This window comes from Alteromonas aquimaris, from assembly GCF_026183695.1.
Lineage (GTDB): Bacteria > Pseudomonadota > Gammaproteobacteria > Enterobacterales > Alteromonadaceae > Alteromonas > Alteromonas aquimaris.
The window spans coordinates 444,667-463,073 of the sequence record NZ_JAPFRD010000002.1 but is presented as its reverse complement, the minus strand read 5'-3'; the positions used below and the strand labels follow the sequence as shown (position 1 = coordinate 463,073).

Genomic DNA, 18,407 nt, shown 5'->3' with positions numbered 1-18,407 from the left:
ATTAAGCCAGCATGGTTTGCGCTTTTTTAAGCGCATTGAAGAAGGCTTCAACCTCTTCAATTGTGTTATAAATTGAGAAGGATGCTCTAGCCGTACCAGGAATTTTTAGTCTTTTCATTAAAGGCTGAGCACAATTGTCACCGGTGCGGATAGCAATACCCTGACGGTCCAGAATAAATCCGATATCAGCAGGATGAGTTCCATCTAAAAGAAAACTCATGATACCCACCTTATGTTTCGCTGTACCAATTAAGCGCATACCTGGCATATCAGCAGCCAGCTCATTGGCACGAGCGAGTAACGCCTTTTCATGCGTCTGAATTGCGTGCTGATCTAAGGCAGCAAACCAGTCAATAGCCGCGGCCATGCCAATCGCACCAGCGATGTTGGGCGTTCCGGCTTCCAAACGGTTTGGTAAAGCCCCAAAGGTAGTATTCTGATACTCCACATCCGCAATCATTTCGCCACCGGTTTGCCATACAGGCCAGTCTTCTAATACCTGTTGGCGTCCCCATAAACACCCAATACCGGTAGGGCCGAACAGTTTATGTCCCGAAAAGGAGTAGAAATCGCAACCTATCGCTTGCACATCGACGCCACCGTGCGCAATTCCCTGTGCACCATCAATAGAAACCAACGCCCCCACCTTTTTCGCCATAGCGGTCAATTCATTGATTGGATTAATTGTACCCAGTGCATTCGATACGTGAGGAAAGGCAACGAGCCTGGTTTGCGTATTCAGGGCCGCTTCGAATCGGGCAACTTCAAGTTCACCCGCTTCGTTGATAGGAATTACCACCAGCTTTGCGCCCGTTTTAATACAGGCCTGTTGCCAGGTCACTAAGTTAGCATGGTGCTCCATTTCAGTAATGAGCACCTCATCTCCCGGTTGTAGCTGCTGGGCTAACCCATGGGCGATGATATTCAGCGATTCAGTTGTACCACTGGTCCAAATCACTTCTTCTTTTGCATTGGCGTGAATAAAGCTCGCTACTGTAGTTCTGGCTTTTTCATAACGACGGGTGGCTTCGTCAGACAAATAGTGAGAACCACGATGCACGTTCGCGTTACAGGTAGTGTAAAATTCTACCAGTGCATCAATGACCGCCTGCGGTTTTTGAGTAGTCGCAGCATTATCCAGATAAACTAATGGCTTACCATCTATTTGGGTTTTTAAGATAGGAAACTGCTGTCGCAGCGCGGTGACATCGAGGCTCATTTCACTTCCATTTGCGCGAAGCGCTCAGTCAATTTAGGCTGCAACCATGATGCAACGGCCTTACTGGGAATATCGTTCACCAGCTCCTGAATAAAACCAAAATTCAACATGACCATGGCTCGTTGCCGAGAAATACCGCGACTTAACAGGTAAAACAATTCATTACCTTCTATCTCAGCAACGGTAGCGCCGTGAGCACATTTCACATCATCAGCGTAGATTTCCAGTTCAGGCTTGGTGTTCACTAGTGCGCGCCGAGAAAGCAACAAGTTTCGGTTGTTCATCTCTGCCAGTGTCTTCTGCGCATCACGATGAATATGAATACGACCATTAAATACTGCGCGGGCGCCATCACCAATAATACCGCGGGCGTTTTCTTCAGAGGTACCATGGGGTTTAGCGTGTTCAATACAGGTATGCAGGTCAAACAGTTCGCCTTCCGCCAACAGATATATAGCATTCAGTTTAGCGAACGCATTCTCAGCCGCATGCCAGATGTCTATATCAAGACGGGACAGCTGACTTCCGTAACCTACCACGGTGCTATTCAGTTTAGCCGCTTCACCCAGTTTAAAGTGACTTCCCCCAACAGCTTTAGCGTTAGCGGTATAAAACGCAAATCGGTAGTGCTCCAGACTCGCATTATCGCCGATCGCGTATTCAGCTACAGCGGTATTCATGCTGTCGTGTTCGCCCTGACCGAGTTCCATCACTTTGGCTTTGGCATTGTGCCCTAGTTTTACCAGCGTTCTGGTGTGATTGTCAGAGTCCGCTGATGTTAAATTAATTAACCTGACCACAGGTGATATATTGGCGTTGTCTGCAACATCAATCATCACACCGTGCTGGCTAAGCGCATCGTTAACCTGTCCGAACACGTGGGCTTCAGGTTTTACACGGCCAAACATCGTTTTTATGTCAGCTTGCTGCTGGGCATTCGCTTGAGCAAACGAGACAATTCGTAAACCTTCTGGCAGCGCTAGGTCGGCTAAAGAGGTGGTCAATACGCCGTTGGTAAAAATGATATCAATCGAGTCTAACCCAGCAATTTCAGGGACACTCACATTTTCATCAGTTTGCGTTTGATTAAAAGTGCGATCTTTTACTGGGGCAAGCGGCGTGAAACGCCATTGCTCAGCGCGCTGGCTAGGCCAGCCTGCCTGCTGTAATTTACTAATGGCCTGCTGACGCACAGGAGCGAGAAAGTCCTGATTCTCCTGGGCAACATCAATGACCTTTGCTAGCCATTGACTCATGCAGTTTCTCCTTCGTACTTTTTACCTAAAAACGCATATCCGCTTTTTTCTACCTCAAGCGCTAAGGATGCATCCCCGCTCTTCACGATTTGCCCTTCGGCAAGAATATGCACAAAATCAGGCTTAATGTAATCAAGTAAGCGTTGATAGTGCGTGACCACGATAAAGCTACGTTTGCCATCACGTTGAGAATTCACACCATCTGCAACGACCTGCAGGGCATCCACATCCAAACCTGAATCGGATTCATCGAGAATGCAGAGAGACGGTTCAAGTAAAATCATTTGCATGATTTCGTTACGCTTTTTCTCACCGCCAGAAAAACCTTCATTCACACCACGCTTTAAGAAGTCCAGCGGTAGCTGCACCTGCTTACACGCCTCTTTCGCTTTTTTCAAAAACTCAGCAGCCGTTAAAGTCTCTTCGCCACGCTGTTCACGTATGGCATTCACTGACTCTTTCATGAATTCCATGTTGCTCACGCCAGGAATTTCAACTGGATATTGAAATGCTAAGAACATACCTTCGCGCGCACGTTCTTCAACTTCCATTTCCATTAAATCTTTGCCGTTAAATCTGGCTTCGCCTTGAGACACTTCATAGCCTTCACGACCAGATAACACGTAGCCTAAAGTTGACTTACCAGCTCCGTTTGGTCCCATGATGGCGTGCACTTCACCGGGTTTCACTTCCAGGTTCAGCCCGCGAATAATGTCTTTTTCATCAACGCTGGCGTGTAAATTTTTAATTGATAACATCGTTTACCCCACTGAACCTTCAAGGCTGATTTCCAATAACTTACCGGCTTCCACCGCAAATTCCATTGGTAATTCTTTAAATACTTCTTTACAGAAACCGTTCACAATCATCGACACCGCTTTTTCTGGATCTAAACCGCGTTGCTGACATAAAAACATTTGATCGTCGCTGACCTTCGATGTTGTCGCCTCATGCTCGACAATAGCCGAGGGATTGCGACTTTCGATATAAGGGAAGGTATGCGCGCCGCACTTATCGCCTATTAATAACGAATCACATTGAGTAAAATTACGCGCCCCATCTGCCTTCGGCCCCATTTTCACCAAGCCGCGATAAGCGTTGTTACTTTTTCCCGCAGAGATACCTTTGGAAATAATCGTAGAACGGGTGTTTTTACCCATGTGGATCATCTTGGTCCCGGTATCGGCCTGTTGCATGCCGCGGGTGAGCGCTACTGAATAAAATTCACCCACACTGTTATCGCCCTTGAGCACGCAACTAGGGTACTTCCAGGTTACCGCTGATCCGGTTTCCACCTGGGTCCATGAAATTTTGGCATTGGTATGACAAATACCCCGTTTAGTAACAAAGTTGTAAATACCACCCTTGCCCTCTTCATCGCCCGGATACCAGTTCTGTACGGTTGAATATTTAATCGTGGCGTTATCCATCGCAACAAGTTCTACCACTGCCGCATGTAATTGATTTTCATCACGCTGAGGCGCTGTGCAGCCTTCCAGATAAGAGACGTGGCTGCCCTCATCGGCGACAATTAAGGTACGTTCAAATTGACCGGTATTTTGCTCGTTTATTCTGAAGTAGGTAGACAGCTCCATCGGACAGCGTACCCCCTTGGGAATATACACAAACGAACCGTCGGTAAATACTGCGCAGTTTAGTGCTGCGTAATAGTTGTCTGTGCGCGGCACAACTGAACCAATGTATTTTTTCACCAGCTCTGGAAATCTGTGTAACGCTTCGGATATAGGACAAAAAATGACACCCGCTTCTTCCAGTTTTTCACGGTAAGTGGTCACCACCGAAACAGAATCAAAAACCGCATCAACCGCTACTCCAGCCAACATTTCCTGTTCATGCAACGGGATACCCAGCTTCTCGTAGGTACGCAATAATTCGGGATCGACCTCGTCGAGTGACTTGGGCTTATCCTTCATACTTTTAGGCGCGGAATAATAGGAAATCGCCTGAAAGTCGATTTTCGGATAATTGACGTGAGCCCATTCAGGCTCTTCCATTTCAAGCCACGCACGATACGCTTTCAGACGCCATTCCAGCATCCACTCTGGCTCGTTTTTCATTTCCGAAAGACGACGGATGACGGATTCGTCCAGGCCGTTTTCGAAAGTTTCGGCTTCGATTTCAGAATAGAAACCGGCTTCGTACTTCCGTGATAGTGCCTGTTCGATCTGTTCACTCATGTTAGGATCTCACTTACTTTAATTTGCCTGTTAAACCGATGTTTCAGCCTAACGGTGTGGCCGCACGCGCCATGATAAAACTTAACGCGTATTACATCGTGGAAATATACTTCAATTGTATAATACCTGACTAATTCACTCAAGTATTGCCGCATATGCTGTATTTCGAACGAATACTCGTCGCATAAAGGATGAGGTCGCTAGCGGCGCGGATTTTGCCGTACTTGGCGCCATTTTTCAATGATTGATATGGTTCAATTCTATTTGCATTAGGTGCTTTATGCTGGTGTATGCCGCAGCCTGGCAACCACATCAGCTACCCTGGAGATAGTGTGCTCAACCTCTTGTTCAGAAGTAAAACGGCCCACCGTAAACCGAATTCCACTAAGCGCCAAAGCTTCGTCACGCCCTATCGCTGATAACACATAAGATGGAGCCAAATTAGCTGAATTGCAGGCAGAGCCGGATGAAACCGCAATATCGTTACCCAACGCCCGTGTCAGCATTTCCCCTTCAACATCTGCGAAACAAACATTCAAGTTGTTATAGATTCGCTTCTCAGGGTGGCCATTTAAGATTACGCCGCCAATGTGGGACAAGCCTTCCGCTAGTTTTTCCCGCAGTGCATACAAACGTTTCGTTTCTGACTTCATGATCAGCCCTGCGATATGGCATGCTTCGCCCAAACCAACGATTTGATGGGTAGCCAGGGTACCAGAACGCATCCCCCGTTCGTGTCCGCCGCCGTGAATCTGTGCTACCAGTTCTACTTTGGGGCGACGGCGCACGTAAAGTGCACCTATGCCTTTGGGGCCATAAATTTTGTGACCCGAAAAAGACATCAGGTCGACGGGTAACAAAGATAGATCAATGGAGAGCTTACCTAAGCTTTGCGCCGCATCAACGTGAAACAATACGTTATTATCACGACATAACTGGCCAATAGCTGCAATATCCTGAATAACGCCGATTTCGTTGTTAACATGCATGATGGAAACTAAAATCGTATCCTCACGCAGGGACTGTTTAACCTGCTGGACACTTACCAGCCCCTCTTCATCAACCGGCAGATAGCTTACCTCGAAGCCCTGCTCCTCCAAATATGCGCAGGTATCCAGTACGGCCTTGTGCTCTGTATTTACGGTGACAATGTGCTTGCCTTTATCCGCATAGCGAAGTGCCACACCTTTTATCGCAAGATTATCTGACTCTGTAGCGCCGGAGGTGAATACGATCTCTCTGGGATCGCAATTTATTAATTCAGCGACTTGCCCACGCGCAATATCCACCGCTTCTTCGGCCATCCAGCCATAGCGATAGGTCCTTGACGCCGGATTAGCGAAGTTACCTTCAAGAGTGAGACACTCTGTCATTTTAGCCGCCACTGCCGGATCGACCGGGGTAGTTGCTGCATAATCCAGATAAACAGGGAGTTTTGTAGACATTTATAAAATCACACTTAAAATTTCAGAATTAAGCTTGGCTTTGCTTTTATTTTTATCCTGCCGTCCTGCCACTTCCTGAACTTCACGTTGCGCCATTAATTCACCAAGAGAGATGCCATTTAAAAATAGAGAGATACGATCGCTTAGATCTTGCCACAAGCTATGGGTTAAACAACGTTCCCCGCCCTGACAATCGGCCATTCCCTGACAGCGGGTAGCATCCACACTCTCATCTACTGCGCGAATAACCTGGCCTACCGCTATATCACTGGCATCGCGACCGAGTTTATAACCACCACCTGGGCCACGAACACTGTCTACCAGCTTTTCTTTACGTAAGCGGGCAAATAACTGCTCTAAATAAGATAAGGAAATTCCCTGACGTTCTGAGATATCAGCCAGCGGAACCGGCCCTTTCGCTGAGTGTAACGCTACGTCCAGCATGGCCGTGACCGCGTAACGTCCTTTAGAAGTCAGTTTCATAAGGAATATCCAATTAGTTGCAATGAATAAAAATTTTTTCATACCTGAGTAAATTGGTCAAGTATTTGGCGATATTCCACCACTCAGCTTAAATGTGATATCGATTTAAAATAAAACTGTACATATCAAACAAACTAGCGTACCTTTGTCTGGCTTTAGAAAAACTAAGCTTTATCTACTACTGCATTATGCGTCTCTTTTTCTTCTTTTATTAATTTAAGTCGAACCTGTATATACATTTGCTTTACTGGTTAATGTTTTACTTGTTTGGTCTATCGCATTATTGGTGGCTTCCACCCTATATATTTAATTAATAAAAGGTTTCAATTATGTCTAAATCTGTAACTGGCGTAGTAAAGTGGTTTAATGAAGATAAAGGTTTTGGTTTCTTAACGCCTAACGAAGGTGGTAAGGACGTTTTCGTTCATTTTCGTTCAATTATGTCTGAAGGGTACAAATCTTTAGCTGAAGGCCAACAGGTGCAGTTCGTTATCGAACAAGGCCAAAAAGGTCCACAAGCAGCAAACGTTGTGCCTTGTTAAAAGATAGCATTCCCTATGAGGTTAGTCTCTACTAGCCTCTTTTAAACTGATCACTGTTCCCACCCCGAGCTAGTCCTCAGTCTTCTTAAACTTATCTATCCTAAAAAATTCCAATAAAGTTTAATAATATGAATTATACATCTAATGGTGTGAGCATATATGCCATACCGCCCATATCAGCTGTTTCTGTGAACAAATTTAATGTAGTTTTTGCTGACTGCAAAGAAAATCAAAAGGTTAGTTTTGAAAACTCACTTGAGAAAAATAAGTTTCTTACCTGGTTATTAGCAATTTGTTAAGTACATCCTCTAGTTGCTATCTATAAATATTCTCTTGTAGTCTTAATTTTTGCACTTCTCTATTTCCAGCCTTTTAAAATAAATTACCCGGCATTAATCCCTTTGTCTGTCCTTCACATATATTAGATATGAGATATTAATGCAGTCTATTAAAATGAAGTGTGTGTTTTATTTTAAGCTTAGTTTTGTGAAAGAAGCGTTTCTTTTCTTCTCGTACCTGGTAAAAATGAGTTTCGGCTGGTACACCTTATGAAATCCAATCATCGGTCTCTTTTGAAAATCGCGCTCATCTTCGCTCTTCTAGCAGGTTGTGCAATATTACTCTGGAAACTAATGGTAACGAGAGAAACGGTTGGTGAGGGTGTTCAGTACATTACCTCTTTCGGCTTTTGGAGCTATTTTGTGTTTGGTTTGCTTTACGTGGTGCTTGCTTCGTTAAGTTTTCCCAGCTCCATATTTAATATTGCTGCGGGGGTATTGTTTTCGTTCAAGCTGGGCTTGCTTGTTGCTGTTACCTCAGGGTTAATTGCCTCGTGTATCACATTTTTCATTTCACGCTATATGTTGAAGAATTTTATCACCCATAAGATTGAATCAACGCAAACGGGCAAACAAATTCTTAAAGTAGTCGCGGAACATAGTGCCAAGTTCATTCTGATATTAAGGTTAAACCCGTTTATTCCTGCGGTAGTAAAAAATTACGGGCTCGGAGTGACGCATGTAAAGTTCCGAACCTATGTATGGACTACATTTTTAGGGCAACTTCCGCTTACCGCTATGTATGTTTATTTAGGGTGGATTGGAGGCCTTGCCATGATAAATCAGGAAAACTCGCCTGACACCGTACATTGGGTAGTGCTTGGAGGGGGCTTAATGATAAGCATCGTCACTCTGGGACTGTCGCATTTTTATATGAGAAAACACTTGGCCTCTGACAAGGATCCGCAAATGGCATAAGGATAGAAAAGTATTTTCCCTGAAAGATTATCGTTACGGGTATAACAGTTTATCTCACGGTAGTGGATACTGCCATAGAGACGAACGTTACTTTAGGTTGTCTTTCAACTGCTTTAGTGTGTCATACAACTTTGCCATATCAATCGGCTTGCCAATGTGGGAATGAAAACCGAGACCTAGATAATAGCTGATTTCATCTGGCATCACATTGGCGGTCAAGGCAATGACTGGAACACCACTATTAATGTTATTTATTAATTTAAAGGCCTGAATCCCATCCATTTCAGGCATTTGAATATCCATTAACACAATGTCGAATGGCTTTTCTTCGAAAGCTTCTACCGCGAGCTTACCATTACTCACCAGTTCCACCTGTGCTTGAGTGGGCTGGAGCATCGTTTCTATAATAGTTTTGTTAATTTCGTTATCTTCTGCGACTAAAATTCGAAAGTTATCCATTCGTGGTGCTTCAGGTAAGCTATCGTTTTTTGTCTCGCGATTAACGACCGCCTTGTTGAGTGGGAGGGTGACAGACACAGTCGTACCTTTGCCTTCAATACTTTCCAATGCGATATTACCGTGCATTAATTGGATAAGGCTTATCGAAATAGACATCCCTAATCCGGTTCCGCCAAATTTTCTGGTGGTGGACGTATCCGCCTGTGCGAAGCGTTCAAATATTCTATTTTGTGCTTCTACACTCATGCCGATGCCAGAATCAATTACGTTGAAGCAAATCCCCTCATTGGAGCTTTCATTAATATGCTTTAATTCAATTATTACTTTACCGTGCTGCGTAAACTTCACCGCATTCGAGACCAGGTTTAGCAAAATTTGCCTCACCCTGACCACATCACCAATCCAGCCATCATCGAAATTAGCATTCACCAGAGATTGTAATCTGATGCCTTTTTCATGCGCCTCAATTGACATATCGGACACCACAGACTCAAGCACATCCATCATGGCGAATGGCGCTTGTTCTAAATCCAGCTTATTGGCCTCTATCTTTGAGTAATCCAATATGTCGTTGATAATGGTGAGCAAGCTTTTAGCTGAATACGTGGCTTTTTTAACAAGATCCTTTGACGCTGGGGCAAGCTCCTTACGTTCCATTAATTGCAAAACGCCCAAAATGCCATTCATCGGCGTACGAATTTCGTGACTCATATTGGACAAAAATTCACTTTTTGCTTTATTTGCCGCATCCGCTTTGTCTGCTACCAGCTTCAGATTTCGTGAATGGATTTTCGATTTGTACAACATTGTGGCTATCATCATGATAATAATGGCTGAAAACACCGACCCAATCACCAAAACCGTTTGCAGTGAGATCACGGAATCGGTACGGTTTACAACTTCGGACTGAGGCGGTAAATCGTTTTCACTTAAATTCCAGCGAGATAGTTGCTGTGCGTTAAATTGCATACTTAACACCGGATTCGCTGAGCGTGGCAGCAATTCACCACGAGCTAATCTAACGGCTGCATCGGCTAACTTTTCCGGAACCACTACTGCACCACCAAGATAGCGTTCTACATTGTGCGCAAATATGGTAAAAACCGGATAATCAGTTTGCGTGGTTATCCAGCGGTGGGCCTGTTCCCAATTTCGCTCAAAATATTTGTAATTAATATAAATAATTGGGCTTCCGGGCGGTAAGCTTTGTAATCTTTCGAGACTTTCGCGCTCGCGTCGTCGCGGATTCAGCACGATTAGATCTACGTCTGCCGGAACTGCCTCTACGAATCCATTTACAACCTTTTCATCAAGTTTTTCTTCTTTGGAGCCATATACCAGAGCGATAGCTTTGCTCTGTGGAAACACATCTATGATTTGTCTAACAGAGACTTCTGGATCATAGTCGGAGGGAATCAGCACACCACTTTCGGGTTGCCAATCAATATGCAAGAAAAAACGTTTTGCTCCCGGCAACAATTCGGGATTCGTTTCGAGAAACATACTGGCGTGCCTGCCAAGAGCGATGATCCGGCCGATAGAAATGTTTTGTTCGGGAAATACATTGGTCAGTTGGAACTTAAAACTATCTACAATGGTTTTTTTTTCTTGCGCTGAAACTCTACTAACAGCATCGGCATAAAAAGGAGGGACAGTGAGTATTAACACGTTTTCATCATCTGATAACTCATGCATAAACCTGTACATTAAGCGGGCTTCAAAATCTGATTCATTAAATGAATTAACTAAAATCAAATTGTATTGGTCATGCTCTTCACCTTTTACCCCACACGGTAAATAAGTCAGGGTAATCGCTATCAATATCAGTGTGGTGAACTGCCGCAAGTTTGCTCCTAAATTTAATTTTGCGAAAGATGATAAGCTTAGCTCATTAAAACTAATCTATACCAATCCGCACTGAAGTGCGAGCAAGATACCTATAATAGAGTAAGTATCATTATCGGCACATTGTGGCAAGAAGGCGGCTAGCTTGGAAAAATTGTGTTCGCTAATCATGAAGCCAGGGTATGCTATCTATCCGTTTTCTATCCTGACTACATCACATGGGATTTATCGTCGCAACCGGGTCTTTCAATTGCACTCTTCCCGCAGATTAAGCGTTTGAAAAATATCGGAAATACTCAACAAGTCGGTATACATAAGATTCAGTTCGACATTGAATCGCTGACAACGGTTAATTCCTTATGTAAACTCAACGGCATACATTCCTTAAAACTTCACTTCTTACATGCTGCCTACTGTAAAAATACTGATCATTGAAGATTCCTTAGAGCTACTAGAACAAATTGTCACTGGCATTCAATCAACCATAGACGCGTTTGAGCGCAGTGATATCGCCATCAGTTTAATTGAAGCGGAGACGGTAACCAAAGCGCTGGAGCTAGTGCGCAATGATGGTGAAATTCAGGCGGTGGTTTTTAGTTGGGACACCGAGGTCAAATGGGCAGATATTGGAGAAGATAAACACGGCAAAGTCGACAACAATGCCGTAGTCATCGATGCGATTAAGCATATTCGTCGCGAGTTGCCTGTGTATGTATTGGGTGATGCCATAAAGGGGCTGGATATTGTTAATCTGGCAAACGGAATGGAATCATTTTTCTACCGCAACGATATCATTTCAGACCCTGAATCCATATTAGGCTATATCATTAACGATTTTGATGATCGTAACGAAACGCCGTTTTGGACCGCGTATAGAAAATATGTAGTTGAGGCAAATGACTCCTGGCATACGCCAGGGCACAGTGGTGGCGCAAGTTTTCGTCATTCACCTTATATTGGGGATTTTTATAAATTTTTCGGTCGCAACGTGTTTGTAAGTGATTTATCGGTGAGTGTCGATTCGTTGGGCTCTTTATCTGACGGAACCCACGCTATTGGTCGCGCTCAGGCGAGTGCCGCGAATACGTTCGAAGTGCGTAAGTCATATTTTGTCACCAACGGCTCTTCCACCTCCAATAAGATCATACTACAAACCTTGTTGCGCGAAGGGGATAAAGTGATTATCGACCGAAACTGCCATAAATCGGTCCACCACGGCATCATTCAGGCGCGCGCTATGCCCGTCTACCTCGATAGCATTTTGAACCCCGATTATGGGATCTTCGCGCCACCAGAACTTGATCAGCTTGCGCAAACGATTGAGTCCAATACCGATGCGAAACTTATCGTACTGACAGGCTGCACCTACGACGGCTTACTGACCGATTTAAAGCAAGTAGTCGAACTTGGCCATCGACACAACATGAAGGTGTTCATTGATGAAGCATGGTTCGCCTATTCTTTATTTCACCCGCGTTTTAGGGATTATTCTGCGATACATGCCGGTGCTGACTACGTCACTCACTCTGCGCATAAAGTGGTATCGGCTTTCTCGCAAGCTTCCTTTATCCACGTAAATGATCCTGACTTTGACAGCGACTTTTTTAAAGAAATTTATAGTATCCACACCAGCACATCACCCAAGTACCAGCTAATAGCGTCGTTGGATGTATGCCGGAAGCAATTGGAAATGGAAGGGTATAAAATTCTTAACGAACTGCTTAACAATGTGGATGAACTCAAACAACAGGTGTCCCGCTTTAAGCGATTACGTATTTTGGATGCGGAAGATTTTAGTAAAATATTTCCACATTTTGGCAAAGACAATATGGGACATGACCCGTTAAAAATCTTAATCGATGTGTCTGCTTTAGAATACTCAAATCATGAAATTCATCGTTTTCTGATGGACGAAGTAGGACTGGAGATAGAAAAGTTTACCCACAGCACAATTTTAGTCTTACTGACATTAGGCGGCATGCGCTCGAAGATTGTGCGCCTTTATAATGCGCTTAAAAAGCTCGACCAGGGAACGGTGTCATTGCATCGCAGTAAGAGTAAAAGCGTATTGCCCAGTACGATCCCCCCCATTACACTTGCTGAATTGCCCTCACATGCGTTTTTCGGACAGCGGGAAGCCATTCCATGGCAGGAAAGTGCAGGGAGAATTGCCGCGGGTTTAATCGTCCCCTACCCGCCTGGGATCCCACTCATTGTGCCTGGCCAGCTCATTCAGGAAGAGCATATAAACTACTTACGCTCACTGTCTAATCAGAAGCTTACTATCCAAGGGTTTTATGATGGGGAGCTCTATGTGATGAGGCTTCCCGAATAGCATAAATAAATCTAGAAATAGTATGAAGTGCGTGCAGGCGTGAGTTTCGATCGGCTCTGCTCGCACGCTACCCTCGTAAATGGGAGATAAAAGCGTTCAATGGTCGTACTTGAGCACTATCTCAGAGAAAAGTTATCAATTCACAAAAAGTTGACAGCATTACTACTTTGGTTGATACCAGATTTCTAAGCCAACTAAGGCAGCTTGGCGAAACCCATTTGTAATGAAACAATGGTCTACAATATTCATTTTTTCAATTCTAGCTCAATCTCTCCACGCTCTCTTCCAGGAAACTTGTAAAGGCATTTCCATGTAGTTCAAAAAAATAGACTACTATAAAGCAATCAACCTGTTGCTAATCTTTATCACCCGCAAACTTGGCAGAGGATAAATTAGGAAGAAAGCAAAATGGATAAACGTCTTAAAAGTAGGCTCCTGATTGTGAGAGGTAAATCTGGTTCAGACATAGATAAAATCAAAACTAACCTTTCTGAAAATCTGCAAAGATCTGGTATTAAAGTGTTTCATATAGGAACTTGGGGAGTAGAAGCTTATGCAGTGATTGGCAATGTCGCTAATTCTGCATCCATCGTTTCAGTGACTAAATCTTCTGACGTGGAATTTAAATCGTTACGCTATCTACAAGTTGAAAATGCCTGGCCCTCAGGTGACGAATCAGCATTTATCGCAAACACGTTTTCCGCCCATCCCATCAACTATGGTGTCCAGGTACCAAATAAGACTGGCGATTTGATAGGTATATGCGGATTATGCGGAGGTGTCAGTGCACATATTGGTCCGCCATGCAAAAGCGTTTGATATCTTGTAGGCTAAATAATGGATCAAGAACAATTTCCGACCTCTGCCGATACGGCCTCAGCAAATACAGTAGGGACGGTAGCATCGCCACTTTTAGCAGGCTTTTCGGTTACCCTGATCACATTAATCACGGGCAATGAATCTCCAGAACACCTGTTAAAATATCCGGATATTACTCTAGCTGTACTTTTGATCGCTACTATTAGTTTTGTGTTAGCCGTTCAGTTTACGGTGGCTTCCAGAGTTTACAATTTAAGTAAGCAAGAATATCAAAATCGAACACTCAATATGAAAGCAAATGATAGAGCGCAAGCATATGCAGTGGTGATGAGTAAACTTGAAAAGAAAATTGTTCAAGTAAGACTAGCGTTCAATTTTGGTCTAATTACTCTGTTTCTAGGCTTGGCGGGCATTCTGCTGCCACCTTATCCAAGTAGCATCAGAACATATATCGTCTGCGGTCTGTTCATATTTCTCGTATGTGAAGTGGCATGGTTAGTCTATGCAGGCTTAGAGTCTTATATTTTCCGTAGAAGTCTGGGTAAAAAGCAAAAAGCCAAGTCGCAATAAAAAACTTATTAAACCACCACCCATTAACTAATTCATAAATATCGGTTATGGCTCATTACCCCCCTATTGTGCTACTACTTACATTTATAGAGACAGTGGCTGGTGCCCTCACACTTTTTAACTGTGCAAATTTATCAGGTCGCGTACTTGCTACACCTTTTTGGCCTTTACGGAGATATTAAATGATTACACATGAGGATAATTAAATCTTTGGATCAAACGCATTCTCTTTGGGTTTCTCGCCGTCTGGCACCACCGGTGAGATCCCTGTCGCGGCAAAATCTTCAGCACTTAATGATTGCAAGTCAGCAGAGCACACATTTCCCCCCATTGACTGAATTACTGCGCACATTTCTTCCACTTTGGTATCCATCAAATGCATATGTTCAAGCATAATGCCCATGGCGTTAGCGACGGGATCAGGGTTGTCTGGCGCCACCGCGTAGGCATCAAAACCGTATTTACGTGCTATCTGGTTGCGCTTGTCCGCTTGTTCTTTTACCTCACTGGCATTTTGCGCTGACATAACAATGCGGCCGGGGATGCCCACTACCGTAGCGCCCGCTGGCGTATCTTTCACCACCACAGAATTGGAGCCGATTTTGGCGTTTTCCCCTATGTAAATGGGGCCAAGGATTTTCGCTCCAGCGCCTACAACCACATTATTACCTAAGGTAGGGTGGCGCTTACCAGCCTTCCAACTGGTGCCGCCTAATGTCACCCCATGATATAAGGTAACGTCATCACCTACTTCAGCCGTCTCACCAATCACTACGCCCATACCATGGTCAATGAAAAACCGCCGACCGAGTTTTGCTCCGGGGTGGATTTCGATCCCGGTTAACCAGCGACTGAACGTTGAAAAGCTGCGCGCCAGCCATTTGAATCCTGCATTCCACAAGCGATGACTGAAGCGATGCAACCAGATGGCGTGTAAGCCCGGATAATTTGTCAGCACTTCAAAAAAGTTTCTGGCTGCGGGATCGCGGCGAAATACCCCTTCCACATCTTCTTTGATTCGTTCAAACACAATTTTTACTCTTTGGTGGATTTATCAATGGATGCCAGAATGCCGCGCAGAATATTCAGTTCCTGCGCTTCTGGTCGCGCCCGGTTAAATAACCTGCGTAATTTCGTCATCACCATGCCTGGATGGTTTTTAACGATAAAGTTTGTGCGTTGAAGGGTCTCTTCCAAATGCACGTAAAAACGCTCTAAATCTTCGTTCAGCGGATACTCCACTTCCACTTCTGGATGTGAATTTGCATCAAGCCATGCCACTCGGACTTCATAGCATAATGTCTGTACAGCCGCTGCCAGATTAAGAGAGCTATAATCTGGGTTAGCAGGAATGCATACGTGAAAGTGACACTGCTGCAACTCCTCGTTTGACAACCCGCTGTTTTCACGTCCAAATACCAGAGCAACTGGATATTTCTCCGCTTCGGTTACCAGTTTGACGCCACTTTCTCTGGGCTCAAGCATTGGCCAGGAATGCGTTCTCGAGCGGGCGGAGGTGCCGATAACTAAGCCGCAGTCGGCAACAGCTTCACCTAGGGTCGGGACCGTTACCGCATTTGCTAACACATCCCCAGCCCCCGCCGCCATGGCGCTGGCTTTGCCATCTGGTGCATGGATTGGATCGACTAAGTACAAGTGCTTGAGCCCCATCGTTTTCATGGCCCGAGCGGCTGAACCTATGTTTCCGGTATGGGATGTATTAACAAGTACAATTCGGATATTTTCAAGCATGTAGACGCAGTTAAATATAGTTCGTAATAGGCCAGATACTAGCATACTTACAGTCGCTTAGACATATTGTTGCAAGAGAGTGAGCTGCTTTGTTCTAGCAACTCCCGTCCCAAACCAACTACGTGCACGAGGGTTCAGCAAATCAGTTACGAGATATTTTATAGCGCGTATTTCTTCTGTAACCTAACCAGTGCACACACGATTTGCTATTTTCTGGTAGAGATACGCAGTATCAGCAACTATCCGTTATTTTTAAGTTACCGCCTTGTCATTGCATACCAATTCAGATTGCAAAATAAGCTTGCTCTGCTACACTTCGCGCCATTATGTAATACTGTTCATTTATTGAATCGTTATTACTGCTTTTTTCGATCTTTTACAATTGGTGGTTAACTATGCATCCTATGCTAAATATAGCTGTGCGCGCGGCGCGTGCTGCTGGCTCAGTAATCCTTCGTGGCTTTGAAAATCGTGATGATTTAGATACTCAATCTAAAGGCGCAAATGATTATGTGACAAAAATTGATAAAGACGCTGAAAAAGCCATTATCAGTAAGATCCAACAATCTTATCCGAATCACTCCTTTTTGGGTGAAGAGAGTGGAGAAACTGAAGGTAGCGAAAGCGAGTATCAATGGATTATCGACCCGCTGGATGGCACCACCAATTTCATTAGAGGCATCCCACATTTTTGCGTATCTATCGCATTATTACACAAGGGTCGCCTTGATCAAGCCGTTATCTTTGATCCTATCCGTGGTGAATTGTTTTCCGCCAGTCGTGGCCAGGGTGCCCAGTTAAACGGTTATCGTATCCGTGCCAGTAAGGCAAAAGATTTGAATGAAACTGTGCTGGCCACTGCCTTTCCATTCAAAGACAAAAAACAGTTTGGCGAATATGCCCTCAGCTTAAATAAAATTTTTCATCAATGTGGTGATATTCGTCGCAGCGGTAGTGCGGCATTAGATATGGCTTATGTGGCTGCGGGCCGGCATGATGGTTATTGGGAGCGTGGCATTAAGGCATGGGATATCGCTGCCGGAGAACTATTGGTGCGCGAAGCAGGTGGTTTAGTGACCGACTTTAAAGGTGGCAATGATCCATTATATAAAGGAGAAGTGGTAGCTGGCAGTGTCAAAGTGGTTCAAGCGCTGGTTAAGCACTTAAAATAAGCACCCGAAACAATAAAAAAAGCCGGATTCTAATCCGGCTTTTTTGTGGTATTTAAAACATTCATACCAACTCAGTGCGAGGTGCAAAGACACCTCACTATCCATCGTTACATCAGTGGTTCTTGATCCGCACCTTCCTTTTCTATTTCTGGTGGCATCAAATCTTCTTTGCTTACACCCAGCGCTAACGCTACAGAGCTGGCAATATAGATTGAAGAGTAAGTACCGATGACAACCCCGAACAGCAGGGCTGTCGCAAATCCGTGTATCAACGCACCACCCTTAAAGAACAAGGCTAACAATACCAATATGGTGGTGAGTGAGGTGACAATGGTACGATTAAGTGTTTGAGTTAGTGACTCGTTAACAACCTCTTCAGGCGTGGCTTTACGTATCTTCCTGAAGTTTTCACGAATACGATCTGAAACCACGATGGTATCGTTAAGCGAGTAACCGATAACAGCTAGTACTGCTGCTAATACGGTTAGATCGACTTCCAGTTGTAAAACTGAGAACAACCCCAAAGTGATAATGACATCATGGATCAGCGCGGCTACCGAGCCTAACGCGAAGCGCCACTCGAATCGCATTGCTACATAGATCAAGATACAAATGAGAGCGACCAGCATGGCCAAACCGCCTTGCTCGGAAAGCTCATCCCCCACGTTAGGACCCACAAATTCGATACGTTGTTTTTCAACGGGTGTGCCATCCGCTCGTAACGTAGCTACAACCTGATCACCAATGTCAGCGGCTTTCACACCTTCACGAGGTGCGATACGAATTAACACTTCCTGACTACTGCCAAAGTTTTGTACTACGGCGTCGCCAAAATCAGAATTTGCTAACTGTTTACGGATTGCCGCCAAGTCAGCAGGTTGTTCGTAACCCACTTGAATAAGCGTACCGCCAGTAAAGTCCAGCCCCCAGTTTAACGAATTTACAGCCAGTGAGCCAAGTGACCCTAGCATCAGTAACCCGGACAACACCAGCGCAGGAATGCGCAGGCGCATGAAGTTGACGGTATTGGTTAAATTTAATAACTGCATTGAATCT

At 44.5% G+C, this 18,407-nt stretch carries 16 protein-coding genes; 6 read left to right on the top strand and 10 right to left on the bottom strand.

Going from position 1 to position 18,407, the window contains the following annotated elements:
- Position 1: 1 nt before the first annotated feature.
- The 6 genes from OPS25_RS02195 to iscR all read right to left on the bottom strand — a co-directional run bounded on the left by OPS25_RS02195 (position 2) and on the right by iscR (position 6,601).
- Complete coding sequence (locus tag OPS25_RS02195; RefSeq protein WP_265616011.1) at positions 2-1,219, bottom strand: aminotransferase class V-fold PLP-dependent enzyme; 1,218 nt, start codon at positions 1,217-1,219, stop codon at positions 2-4.
- On the bottom strand, positions 1,216-2,475 hold the full coding sequence (gene sufD / locus OPS25_RS02190; RefSeq protein ID WP_265616010.1) for a Fe-S cluster assembly protein SufD: 1,260 nt from the start codon (positions 2,473-2,475) through the stop codon (positions 1,216-1,218). Before sufD ends, OPS25_RS02195 begins: the two co-directional genes overlap by 4 nt.
- Positions 2,472-3,233, bottom strand: a complete 762-nt coding sequence (sufC, locus tag OPS25_RS02185; RefSeq protein WP_265616009.1) for a Fe-S cluster assembly ATPase SufC — start codon at positions 3,231-3,233, stop codon at positions 2,472-2,474. Before sufC ends, sufD begins: the two co-directional genes overlap by 4 nt.
- Before the next feature lie 3 nt (positions 3,234-3,236).
- Positions 3,237-4,673, bottom strand: coding sequence for a Fe-S cluster assembly protein SufB (sufB, locus tag OPS25_RS02180; RefSeq protein ID WP_265616008.1), 1,437 nt, complete (start codon positions 4,671-4,673; stop codon positions 3,237-3,239).
- A gap of 278 nt (positions 4,674-4,951) precedes the next feature.
- Positions 4,952-6,118, bottom strand: coding sequence for an IscS subfamily cysteine desulfurase (locus OPS25_RS02175; RefSeq protein ID WP_265616007.1), 1,167 nt, complete (start codon positions 6,116-6,118; stop codon positions 4,952-4,954).
- On the bottom strand, positions 6,119-6,601 hold the full coding sequence (gene iscR, locus OPS25_RS02170; protein WP_265616006.1) for a Fe-S cluster assembly transcriptional regulator IscR: 483 nt from the start codon (positions 6,599-6,601) through the stop codon (positions 6,119-6,121).
- A 329-nt stretch (positions 6,602-6,930) separates the two neighbouring features.
- On the opposite strand from iscR, the gene cspE reads away from it, so the two are divergent.
- Positions 6,931-7,143 (top strand): transcription antiterminator/RNA stability regulator CspE, encoded by a 213-nt coding sequence (gene cspE / locus OPS25_RS02165; RefSeq protein WP_265616005.1) that lies wholly within the window; start codon positions 6,931-6,933, stop codon positions 7,141-7,143.
- A 632-nt stretch (positions 7,144-7,775) separates the two neighbouring features.
- Complete coding sequence (locus OPS25_RS02160; protein WP_265616004.1) at positions 7,776-8,399, top strand: TVP38/TMEM64 family protein; 624 nt, start codon at positions 7,776-7,778, stop codon at positions 8,397-8,399.
- Between the two features lie 87 nt (positions 8,400-8,486).
- Here OPS25_RS02160 and OPS25_RS02155 read toward each other — a convergent pair whose 3' ends face one another.
- A complete protein-coding gene (locus OPS25_RS02155) occupies positions 8,487-10,703 on the bottom strand; it encodes an ATP-binding protein (protein WP_265616003.1) in 2,217 nt (738 codons plus the stop codon).
- A 403-nt stretch (positions 10,704-11,106) separates the two neighbouring features.
- Between OPS25_RS02155 and OPS25_RS02150 the strand changes: the two genes are divergently transcribed.
- The 3 genes from OPS25_RS02150 (at position 11,107) to OPS25_RS02140 (ending at position 14,427) form a co-directional block, all read left to right on the top strand.
- Positions 11,107-13,038 (top strand): aminotransferase class V-fold PLP-dependent enzyme, encoded by a 1,932-nt coding sequence (locus OPS25_RS02150; RefSeq protein WP_265616002.1) that lies wholly within the window; start codon positions 11,107-11,109, stop codon positions 13,036-13,038.
- Positions 13,039-13,446: 408 nt separating this feature from the next.
- Positions 13,447-13,857, top strand: coding sequence for a hypothetical protein (locus OPS25_RS02145; protein WP_265616001.1), 411 nt, complete (start codon positions 13,447-13,449; stop codon positions 13,855-13,857).
- An 18-nt stretch (positions 13,858-13,875) separates the two neighbouring features.
- The gene (locus OPS25_RS02140; RefSeq protein WP_265616000.1) at positions 13,876-14,427 is read left to right on the top strand and encodes a hypothetical protein; all 552 of its coding nucleotides are present in this window, start codon (positions 13,876-13,878) and stop codon (positions 14,425-14,427) included.
- A gap of 202 nt (positions 14,428-14,629) precedes the next feature.
- Here OPS25_RS02140 and cysE read toward each other — a convergent pair whose 3' ends face one another.
- The gene (cysE, locus tag OPS25_RS02135) at positions 14,630-15,457 is read right to left on the bottom strand and encodes a serine O-acetyltransferase (protein ID WP_265615999.1); all 828 of its coding nucleotides are present in this window, start codon (positions 15,455-15,457) and stop codon (positions 14,630-14,632) included.
- Positions 15,458-15,462: 5 nt separating this feature from the next.
- Complete coding sequence (trmJ, locus tag OPS25_RS02130; RefSeq protein ID WP_265615998.1) at positions 15,463-16,179, bottom strand: tRNA (cytosine(32)/uridine(32)-2'-O)-methyltransferase TrmJ; 717 nt, start codon at positions 16,177-16,179, stop codon at positions 15,463-15,465.
- Between the two features lie 395 nt (positions 16,180-16,574).
- On the opposite strand from trmJ, the gene suhB reads away from it, so the two are divergent.
- Positions 16,575-17,351, top strand: a complete 777-nt coding sequence (gene suhB, locus OPS25_RS02125) for an inositol-1-monophosphatase (protein ID WP_265615997.1) — start codon at positions 16,575-16,577, stop codon at positions 17,349-17,351.
- Positions 17,352-17,458: 107 nt separating this feature from the next.
- On the opposite strand, the gene secF is transcribed toward suhB, so the two are convergent.
- Positions 17,459-18,400: a protein translocase subunit SecF gene (gene secF, locus OPS25_RS02120; protein WP_265615996.1), complete on the bottom strand. Its 942-nt coding sequence runs from the start codon at positions 18,398-18,400 to the stop codon at positions 17,459-17,461.
- Positions 18,401-18,407 lie beyond the last annotated feature (7 nt).

Coding starts and splice junctions, on each gene's coding strand:
- sufB (WP_265616008.1), bottom strand. CDS start 4,673: ATGAGTGAACAGATCGAACAGGCACTATCACGGAAGTACGAAGCCGGT.
- trmJ (WP_265615998.1), bottom strand. CDS start 16,179: ATGCTTGAAAATATCCGAATTGTACTTGTTAATACATCCCATACCGGA.
- OPS25_RS02140 (WP_265616000.1), top strand. CDS start 13,876: ATGGATCAAGAACAATTTCCGACCTCTGCCGATACGGCCTCAGCAAAT.
- OPS25_RS02145 (WP_265616001.1), top strand. CDS start 13,447: ATGGATAAACGTCTTAAAAGTAGGCTCCTGATTGTGAGAGGTAAATCT.
- suhB (WP_265615997.1), top strand. CDS start 16,575: ATGCATCCTATGCTAAATATAGCTGTGCGCGCGGCGCGTGCTGCTGGC.
- cspE (WP_265616005.1), top strand. CDS start 6,931: ATGTCTAAATCTGTAACTGGCGTAGTAAAGTGGTTTAATGAAGATAAA.
- iscR (WP_265616006.1), bottom strand. CDS start 6,601: ATGAAACTGACTTCTAAAGGACGTTACGCGGTCACGGCCATGCTGGAC.
- sufD (WP_265616010.1), bottom strand. CDS start 2,475: ATGAGTCAATGGCTAGCAAAGGTCATTGATGTTGCCCAGGAGAATCAG.
- OPS25_RS02175 (WP_265616007.1), bottom strand. CDS start 6,118: ATGTCTACAAAACTCCCTGTTTATCTGGATTATGCAGCAACTACCCCG.
- sufC (WP_265616009.1), bottom strand. CDS start 3,233: ATGTTATCAATTAAAAATTTACACGCCAGCGTTGATGAAAAAGACATT.
- OPS25_RS02160 (WP_265616004.1), top strand. CDS start 7,776: ATGGTAACGAGAGAAACGGTTGGTGAGGGTGTTCAGTACATTACCTCT.
- OPS25_RS02195 (WP_265616011.1), bottom strand. CDS start 1,219: ATGAGCCTCGATGTCACCGCGCTGCGACAGCAGTTTCCTATCTTAAAA.
- OPS25_RS02150 (WP_265616002.1), top strand. CDS start 11,107: ATGCTGCCTACTGTAAAAATACTGATCATTGAAGATTCCTTAGAGCTA.
- secF (WP_265615996.1), bottom strand. CDS start 18,400: ATGCAGTTATTAAATTTAACCAATACCGTCAACTTCATGCGCCTGCGC.